Genomic DNA, 8,839 nt, shown 5'->3' with positions numbered 1-8,839 from the left:
CGTGCGCGGCGCGGTTGCTTATCCTTGAGCGATGATATCGCCCGCCCTGCCCCCCGAACAGCTCGTCACCTCTTCGGATCTCGTCCGCCATTTCGGCCTGTGGCAGGAACGCGCCGCGCGCGCGCCGCTCTATATTCTGCACCGCGGGCGTCCGCGCTTCGTCCTGACCTCGATCGAGACGATGGACGCATTGTGCGCGGCGCATGCGCCCGACACCACCGCCACCGCCGCTCCCGCAATCGATGCGACCGCCTTACTCGATGGGATGCGCGATCTGGTGGTGCTGGCGGCGAATGACGGCTCGATCATCGCCTCAAGCCGCACGGCGCGCGCGCATTTCGGCGCGACCGTCGCGCCCGGTGCGGCGATCGATGCGGTCGCACCGCTTTCGGCGCGGGCTTTCCTGACCGACGCGATTCGGCGCGTGCTGGCATCGGGCATCGGCGATCGCCTCGATATCCCGTCCGCCGCGCGTGAGGGGCGGATGCTGACGCTGGCGATCGAGCCTGCGGGCGCGGGCGTGGTGCTCTTCGCGCAGGACGGTACGCCCGAACGCGAAGCCGCCCACGCACTGGCCAGCGCGCACGCGCTCGATGCCGCTTTGCTCGCCACGACCGGCGTCGCCTGCGTGACGATCAATCCGCGCGGCTATGCGGTCGATCCCAGCGCTGCGCTTTCGGCGATGACCGGCCTGACGCGCGATGCGCTGGCGATGATCCGCTTCGTCGCACTGGCGGAAATCGACGCGCGCGTGATGCTTGGCGAGGCGATTGAACGCGCGCTGGCGGGCGAAACCCCCGCCCCGCTCCAGTTCAGCCTGCTCGTCAACCGCGCCGATCCGGTGTCGGTGCGGATCGGCCTCGCGCCCTTGCGTAACGGCGCGGCGATCGAAGGCGTGGCGGCGGTGCTGGTGGCGGCGTGATCGCACGCCATCGGACACGTCGCGATACAAACCTATTTAGGTACACTTAACCGCAGCTACACCAGGTCTTTACGCGCTTCGGTATATCCCTTGCCCCACTGCTTGCCATTCGGGTGAGACCCGGCGCTGCTGCGTCGGTTTAAAGAGGACGATATAGGGGTCATGGCGATCGCATCGACACAGCTGAAACCAGCCCTGGAGGCAGGCAACATCGCCGCGCTGGCAGCAAGCGACGGGTGCGCGCAGCATGCACTCGTGCGCCGTCTTACGCTTCCGGACGTTGCCGGGCGTGATCTCGCCGATGCGGTACATGCGGTGTGCGCGGTCCACGGCCGCCTTACCGACCTGTTCGAGGAAGCCGCCCGCCGCGGCGTCGCTGATCTCGATACGGACTGGCTGACCGACGCAACCGAGGCCTTTGGGGTCGAACGCGCCTATCTCGCCCGCTTGACCGCCGCGGTCGGCCCACTCCCCTCAACCCCCGGTCAAGCCGAGAGCGACACCGCCTTCGCCGCACAACGTCACACCTTCGACATGCTCGCCCGCTCCGATCGGGCCGGCTGCTCGATTGGAGCGGCGATCGCACTCGTGATCGACTGGCACGCCTTTCGCCGCATCCTCGACGCCGCCGCGCACCGCGCGGGTGTCACCGTCGTCGCATCGCAATTGCCCGATGAGATCGCGATCGCGCACATCGCCACCGCAGCCGACGCCGCCGCGCCGGTGCGCCGCGCAATGGCGTTCGGCGCGCAACAGATCTTCGCTCAGCATCGCGGGTTGTGCGACTTGATCGAGGCCCGGGCGATCGCGCGGGATTCGCTTTAGGTCGCTTGCGCTCCCGGCATCTTTCCCGCTACCGCCGTACCCGCTATTCAAAAGAACGGGACGGATGCGATGAAGCGGTTCGAAGGCACGCAAGGCTATGTCGCCACCGACGATCTGAAGGTTGCGGTCAACGCCGCCGTTACGCTGCGCCGCCCGTTGCTGGTCAAGGGCGAACCCGGCACCGGCAAAACCGTCCTCGCCTATGAAATCGCCAAGGCGCTCGACGCCGAACTGATCGAGTGGAACATCAAATCCACGACCAAGGCGCAGCAAGGCCTGTACGAATATGATGCAGTCGCCCGCCTGCGCGATGGACAGCTCGGCGACGAACGCGTCCATGACATCTCGAACTACATCCGCCGCGGCAAATTGTGGGAAGCCTTTACGCGCGATAAGCCCCCGGTCCTGCTGATCGACGAGATCGACAAGGCCGATATCGAATTCCCCAACGATCTGTTGCAGGAACTCGATCGGATGGAATTCCACGTTTACGAAACCAAAGAAACCGTTCGCGCTGTCGAGCGCCCGATCGTCATCATCACGTCGAACAATGAGAAAGAATTGCCCGACGCGTTCCTGCGCCGCTGCTTCTTCCACTACATCAAATTCCCCGATCGTGGCACGATGCAGGCGATTGTCGACGTCCACTTCCCCGGCATCCAGAAGATTCTGGTCAACCGCGCGATGGACATTTTCTACGACGTACGCGACGTCCCCGGTCTCAAGAAGAAGCCGAGCACGAGCGAATTGCTCGATTGGCTCAAGCTGCTGCTGCACGAGGACATGCCGCTCGACGTCCTGCAGAATCGCGATCCGACCAAGGCGATCCCGCCGCTGCACGGTGCGTTGCTGAAGAACGAGCAGGACGTGATGCTGTTCGAACGCCTTGCCTTCATGGCGAAGCGGACCGCAAACAAGGGCTAACCCGCCGCCGCCACCGCACCATCAAAGGTCGCGAGTCTCGAGCCGGTCGAGCAGCATCGCCAGCCGATCGACCACGACCTGCATCGAAGCCGGATCAGCAAGGTCGGTGCGCGCGCGCGGCGGCGTCTGGTGCACTTCGACCAGGTTGATCGCCTCGATCGGGTCATTGACCAGATCGTACATTTCCCATTCCTGCGGTGCGACACCGGACGGATCGAAATAGCGTGCCAGTTTATAGTCGGTGGTGCGCACGCAGCGGACATGGTTGGGCTGCTTGATCGATCCGGGCAGCAGCGCAACCCCCGGAGATCCGTCGGGCGGCGCGATGACCTGATCGACCACTGCATTATAAACCGCAAATTCCTTGTAGGAATGGAGTTCGGTCGCGGTGCGCGCCGGCGGCAACGGCGCGGTGATTTCGTCGTCAGTGATGAACAATACGCCTTCGCGCGGCGCGCCGTCGGGCTCGATGATCGGCGCAAGATCGCTCACGCCATTGACGGCATTGGTGATCAACGCCGACAGATCGACGCCGGGGAGCGGCGGGACCGGGCGGCTCAACGCCATGTGATTGGAAATTGCCCGGCGTTCATCGGCCGTGACTCCAGCCAGACCCAGGATCGTCGGCAAGATGTCGATATGGCTGGTCAGCGCATCGAGCTGAACCGGCTCGGGCGCGCTGCCGGCGACCACCGTGGCATCGGGATCGGGAAAGCGCACCACGACGGGTACGTGCAGCGCTTTTTGATACGCAGCGTGCCATTTCTCGATCATCATGCCGTGCGCCGCGCCATATTCGCCGTGATCGGAGAGAAAGATCACGACGGTGTTGTCGGCTTGTCCCGACTCGTCGAGCGCGGTCAACACCGCGTCGACATGCGCATCGACCACGGCATGCAGCCACGCGTACAGCTGCAGGAACTGCACGCTATTGCCGTCGGGATCGTCGGATAGCTGGAACGGGATACAGCTTTTCAGCGACAGCGCGATCGCGTGCTGCATTTGCTGCTCCAGATCGTCCGGGTCCGCGGTGGGATCGGTCAATCCTGCACCCGCGGCGGCGCTCACCAACCCGTTGACGATATTGAAGCCGCCCTTCGCCGCCAAAGCGAGACCGACCTTATACGCCATTTCATGCTGACAGGTTGGCTTGTCGGCCAGCGATTCGTTCTGTGTCGGCGCGGCGTTGGCGCTTTGTTGCAAGAAGCCGTCGGGATTGAGCGGGATTTCGATCGTGCCCGGCGCCGGCGGTGGCGTGACGTCCCCGGCATTGGGCACGGTGAGTGGACCGAAGACCGATTGCGTCGCCCGCTTCGAATCAGGATCGTCATTCGGCAACGCTTGCGCGATCACGCCGGGATAGGTCGCGATGTCGTGCGGATTGGTGAACGATGCGACGGCAAACCACGGCGGAATCGCGCTTTTGTCCGGCCCCTTGGTATTCGGGTCGCTCACCGCCATCTGCGCGAAGGCGTAATTATAATTTAATGCCAACCCCTTGCGGCGAATGAACGTACAGGCGCTGTCGGTGAAGCCCACGTCACGATACACGCCAAGATTGTTCGGCTGTGCGCCATGCGGTTCGGGATAGGATTCCTCCCAATCGTCAAAGCCGTAGCGATTCAGCGAATGTTCCGGCGGATTGGAAACGTGCCACTTGCCGAAATAATGCGTCGAATACCCGGCCTCGCGCAGCCAGCTGCCAAGCGTCGGGATGCCGTCTGCCGCCAGCCAGGGAAAGTTGGGGGAGTCGCCATTCTTGAACAGCCCGTCGGTCTGCGTCACACCGGTCTTGGTGCCATATTGCCCGGTGTAGATTACCGTGCGGCTCGGTGTGCACGCGCTCGCCGCAATGGTGTGGTTGCGCAGGACAACGGCGTTCTGCCGCAGCCGCAAAAGACCCGGAAAGAATTTTGCGTAGGGGTTGCTTGCATCAACCGTCCCCTGAAAGCCGAGGATTTGCTTCAACGGTTCAACAAAGCCACCGTCCGGGCCATAGCAAAATCGCGGGAAGCGATATTGGTCACATGTGATCAACAAGATGTTGGGACCGGTCGCGGCTGTAACAGTCTGCGTCACCACACCTTGCTCCTCGTCTGGCTAGTCTTTGACAGGACGAATCTTACAGGATCATCATCAAATCTATGCGATCCGTTACATGATCGCAACGTTCTTCCGAACCGTGCTTTCTGGTAACCGGCGCTTAAACCATTTCCCGCTACCAAAGGTTGGGGGGGTAGCTGTCAGGGTTACCTAATGCGGTTCAGGATCATTATTGCGAGTCTCTGTGCGATCATCGCGCTATCGGCACCGGCACGTTCCGCCACATTGCTCGACTATGTCGGGCAATGCGTCCCCTTCGCCCGCGCGGCGTCGGGCATCCAGATTTTCGGCGATGCCTGGACGTGGTGGGACAGGGCAGCGGGCCATTATCAGCGGGGCGAAACACCCCGCGCCGGCGCGGTGATCGTCTTCGCGCGTACGGCGCGGCTACCGCTCGGCCATGTCGCGGTCATCAGCCGCGTGGTCGACACCCGTGTCGTGATGGTCACGCACGCCAATTGGTCGCGCCAGAATGGCGAGCGCGGCCATGCCGAGCAAGATGTGACCCTCACCGACGTATCGCCCGATAATGACTGGAGCGCGGTCAAAGTGTGGTATCGTGACATGGAGGGCCTCGGCAGCACGGTCTATCCGACCTACGGCTTCGTCTACGGCAAGGCGCTTGCGCACGGTGCCTCCGCCCGCCCTGCCCCCGAACTCACCAGCCGTAACCCCGATTATGTCGGGGCGCTGATCGACGCGTATCGGTGAAATCTCCCCGCCCACTTGTGAGCAGCACAAGGGGAGGGCATGGTCTGGACACCGGCCTTGATACAGGCCCTCCCCTAAACCCCTCCCGCACGCGGGAGCGGAATGAGATGTGCCATGTTCCTCAACTTCCTCGACGAGCTCCGCGCCGCCGGCATCCCCGCCAGTCTGAAAGAGCACCTCCTCCTGCTCGAAGCGCTCGATGCCGAGGTGATCGACCGCACGCCCGAGGATTTCTATTACCTCTCGCGCGCCGTCTACGTGAAGGACGAAGGCCTGCTCGATCGCTTCGACCAGGTCTTCGCCAAGGTGTTCAAGGGCATCGCCACCACATTCGGCCAGACCGCCGCCGAAATCCCCGCCGACTGGCTCAAAGCGATCGCCGAGAAATATCTCACCCCCGAAGAGATGGAAGCGATCAAGTCGCTCGGATCATGGGACGAGATCATGGAGACGCTCAAAAAGCGGCTCGACGAGCAGGAAAAGCGCCACCAGGGCGGCAACAAATGGGTCGGCACCGGCGGCACCAGCCCGTACGGCAATAGCGGCTACAATCCCGAAGGCGTCCGCATCGGCGGCGAGAGCAAGCACAAGCGCGCGCTGAAAGTGTGGGACCAGCGCGACTTCAAGAATCTCGACAACACGCGCGAGCTCGGCACGCGCAACATCAAGGTGGCGCTGCGCCGGCTGCGCAAATTCGCGCGCGACGGCGCGGCCGACGAACTCGACATCGACGCGACGATCAGCGGCACCGCGCGCCAGGGCTGGCTCGACGTCGTCATGCGCGCCGAACGTCGCAATGCCGTCAAGCTGTTGCTGTTCCTCGATGTCGGGGGATCGATGGACCCGTGGGTCAAGCTCTGCGAGGAATTGTTCTCCGCCGCGACGACCGAATTCAAGAATCTCGAATTCTTCTATTTCCACAATTGCCCGTATGAAGGCGTGTGGAAGGACAATCGCCGCCGCTTTGCCGAGCGCACACCGATGTGGGACGTGCTCCACAAATTCGGCCATGATTACAAACTGGTGTTCGTCGGCGACGCATCGATGAGCCCGTATGAGATCACCCATCCCGGCGGGTCGGTCGAGCATTTCAACGAGGAATCGGGCGCGGTGTGGCTGCAGCGGCTGACCAACACCTATCCAGCAGCAGTGTGGCTCAACCCGACCCCCAAGGAGCAATGGAACTATTCGCAGAGTCTGCGCATCATCGCCGATCTGATGACCGACCGCATGTACCCGCTGACGCTGGCGGGGCTCGATGAAGCGATGCGGGAATTGACGCGGAAGCGGTGATTATTTGTAGCGCGGTGTCCGCTTCCTCCCCTCCCTGGAAGAGCGCCGGGTGAACAGCGCCCCGCGCTGTTCAGGTCATGCCGGGGGCATGACCGACCCGACGCTGGGTTGGGGGTGGGTGCCGCCGAGGCACTCGGCGGTCTCCGCCAGAACACGCAAGGCAGCGCCTTCGGGGTTCGATAGGACATCAGAGTTCCAAAGCCTGACAACCCGCCAGCCCTGCGCCTCTAGGTACGCCGTCCGCTCCGTATCGCAACGAAGCTGCTCGTGATGTTGGCTTCCATCCAATTCTATCGCCAGCTTGGCGGTACGGTTTGCAAGATCGATGATGTAGCGATCGTCAATCGAAAGCTGTCTTGTAAAAGACGGTCTGTATCGTGAGAGCAACTTCCAAAGCTGACGTTCCGCCGGAGTCGGCTCGCGCCGCATCCGTCTTGCATGCTCGGTTATGGCTTTCGAAATCCGGCGCATGTGGTCGGTGTAGAACGGCGAGCTTTGCTCGCCAACCCACCCCCAGCCCCTCCCTTTCAGGGAGGGGAGCCAAGTCAGGCCGGGATCGCCTGCAGCTTTTGCAAATACATCGCGACCAGCATCATCCGACGCTCGCGCGCTTCGGCAGTGATGGCGCGCGCGGCGGCTTGGCGTTCGGCGGTTACGCGCCGCATGTAGAATTGACGGTCGGATTCCACGGCATCCCTCCAGTACGCTGATACTGCCCCCCCGGCCTCCGAATCAGCAACGCCATCATGGATTACTGCGTCCTGCGTGGCCATCGTCAATTTGCGTGAGAGGCGCGAGCCGTTGCTACGCTGCGGTGAAACGAAGGCGACCCCGCGGCATGCGCTCAATAAAGCAGGAAGGGCTGCCGCACGTCGGCCCAATCGGCCTCATCGGGCAGCGTCAGCGCGTCGAGATCGGCCGGAATCGCCGCCGGGTGATCGACCCATTCACGTAAGAGCGGGCCGCCATTGATCACGTCGATCGCAAGCTTCCCGAACGCATATTCATACGGAAAATCGCGCCACAGATCATAGTCGGGATAAAGCGCGCGAATCGCCTTGAAGCCCAAGGCCTGGACCCGCCACGGGCGGAAAGCGGCATGATCGTAGGACGGCCCCTCGGCATGGATATGGACGCCGCTGCACAGCGTGCCGACATGCTTGTGGAAGGTCGGCTCGAACCACATGTCGCGCAAGCGAACGCCGTCGAGCCATTCGGGCGCCAGTCGCCGCATCTCGGCGATCACCGCCTTTGCGTCCACGTCGGGCGCGCCGAACAGTTCGAGCGGACGGGTCGTCCCACGCCCTTCGGACAGCGTCGCGCCCTCAACCATCACCGTGCCGGGATAGGCGCGCGCCATGTTGACGTTGGGCGCATTCGGGCTGGGGTTGATCCACACGCGGTCGGTCGGCCAGCCGAAGCCGGGCGCTGCCTCGGGTGCCCAGCCCTCCATCGCGATCACGCGATAGTCGACGTCGAGCTTCAGAGTCGCGATGAACCAATGGCCGAGTTCGCCCAGCGTCATCCCGTGCCGCATCGGCATCGCGCCTGCCCCGACGAAACTCTCCCAGCCGGGGCGCAGGGTCAGGCCTTCAATCGGCCGTCCCACCGGGTTGGGCCGGTCGAGCACCCACAGCGCCTTCTTATGCTCGGCGCACGCCTCGAGCATATAGCGCAGCGTCGTGATGAAGGTGTAGATCCGCGTGCCGAGATCCTGCAGATCGACCAGCACGACATCGAACGTGCCCATCGCTTGCCCGGTGGGCGCACGCACTTCGCCATACAGGCTGAACACGGGGAAACCGTAGGTCGGATCGGTGAAGTCGGGCGACTCCATCATGTTGTCCTGCAAATCGCCGCGCATCCCGTGCTGCGGCCCGAAGGCTGCGGTGATGGTGATCCCCGCCGCGACCAAAGCATCGATGCTGTGCGTCAAATCGGCGGTCACCGATGCGGGATGCGCGAGGAGTGCAACGCGCTTGCCCTCCAGCGGGGCGCGAAGCGCGGGGTCGGCGATGAGGCGATCGATACCGAAGTTCATGGGGCAGAATCCCGCTTGTT

General features: G+C 63.2%; 9 protein-coding genes. 5 read left to right on the top strand and 4 right to left on the bottom strand.

The window, feature by feature from the left end:
- Positions 1–31 precede the first annotated feature (31 nt).
- The 3 genes from ABWP09_RS09615 (at position 32) to ABWP09_RS09605 (ending at position 2,671) form a co-directional block, all read left to right on the top strand.
- Positions 32–922: a hypothetical protein gene (locus ABWP09_RS09615; protein ID WP_353204928.1), complete on the top strand. Its 891-nt coding sequence runs from the start codon at positions 32–34 to the stop codon at positions 920–922.
- A gap of 162 nt (positions 923–1,084) precedes the next feature.
- Positions 1,085–1,747 (top strand): DUF6975 family protein, encoded by a 663-nt coding sequence (locus ABWP09_RS09610; RefSeq protein WP_353204927.1) that lies wholly within the window; start codon positions 1,085–1,087, stop codon positions 1,745–1,747.
- 69 nt (positions 1,748–1,816) lie between these two features.
- Positions 1,817–2,671, top strand: coding sequence for an AAA family ATPase (locus tag ABWP09_RS09605; RefSeq protein WP_353204926.1), 855 nt, complete (start codon positions 1,817–1,819; stop codon positions 2,669–2,671).
- 21 nt (positions 2,672–2,692) lie between these two features.
- Here the strand turns inward: ABWP09_RS09605 and ABWP09_RS09600 are convergent, their stop codons facing one another.
- Positions 2,693–4,750, bottom strand: coding sequence for a sulfatase-like hydrolase/transferase (locus ABWP09_RS09600; protein ID WP_353204925.1), 2,058 nt, complete (start codon positions 4,748–4,750; stop codon positions 2,693–2,695).
- A 177-nt stretch (positions 4,751–4,927) separates the two neighbouring features.
- Here ABWP09_RS09600 and ABWP09_RS09595 point away from each other — a divergent pair, with 177 nt between their 5' ends.
- Together ABWP09_RS09595 and ABWP09_RS09590 are read left to right on the top strand one after the other, a co-directional pair.
- On the top strand, positions 4,928–5,485 hold the full coding sequence (locus tag ABWP09_RS09595; RefSeq protein WP_353204924.1) for a CHAP domain-containing protein: 558 nt from the start codon (positions 4,928–4,930) through the stop codon (positions 5,483–5,485).
- Between the two features lie 114 nt (positions 5,486–5,599).
- A complete protein-coding gene (locus tag ABWP09_RS09590) occupies positions 5,600–6,778 on the top strand; it encodes a vWA domain-containing protein (protein WP_353204923.1) in 1,179 nt (392 codons plus the stop codon).
- 75 nt (positions 6,779–6,853) lie between these two features.
- Here the strand turns inward: ABWP09_RS09590 and ABWP09_RS09585 are convergent, their stop codons facing one another.
- The 3 genes from ABWP09_RS09585 to ABWP09_RS09575 form a co-directional block, all read right to left on the bottom strand.
- Complete coding sequence (locus ABWP09_RS09585; protein ID WP_353204922.1) at positions 6,854–7,249, bottom strand: endonuclease domain-containing protein; 396 nt, start codon at positions 7,247–7,249, stop codon at positions 6,854–6,856.
- Between the two features lie 74 nt (positions 7,250–7,323).
- Positions 7,324–7,467 carry a hypothetical protein gene (locus tag ABWP09_RS09580; RefSeq protein ID WP_353204921.1) on the bottom strand — a complete coding sequence of 48 codons (144 nt, stop codon included), beginning with the start codon at positions 7,465–7,467 and terminating at the stop codon, positions 7,324–7,326.
- 155 nt (positions 7,468–7,622) lie between these two features.
- The gene (locus ABWP09_RS09575; protein ID WP_353204920.1) at positions 7,623–8,819 is read right to left on the bottom strand and encodes an exo-beta-N-acetylmuramidase NamZ family protein; all 1,197 of its coding nucleotides are present in this window, start codon (positions 8,817–8,819) and stop codon (positions 7,623–7,625) included.
- Positions 8,820–8,839 lie beyond the last annotated feature (20 nt).

The sequence above is a fragment of the Sphingomonas sp. genome, from assembly GCF_040398505.1.
Classification (GTDB): Bacteria; Pseudomonadota; Alphaproteobacteria; order Sphingomonadales; family Sphingomonadaceae; genus Sphingomonas.
Note: the sequence above shows the minus strand (reverse complement) of the source record. Positions and strands in the feature narration are given on the sequence as shown.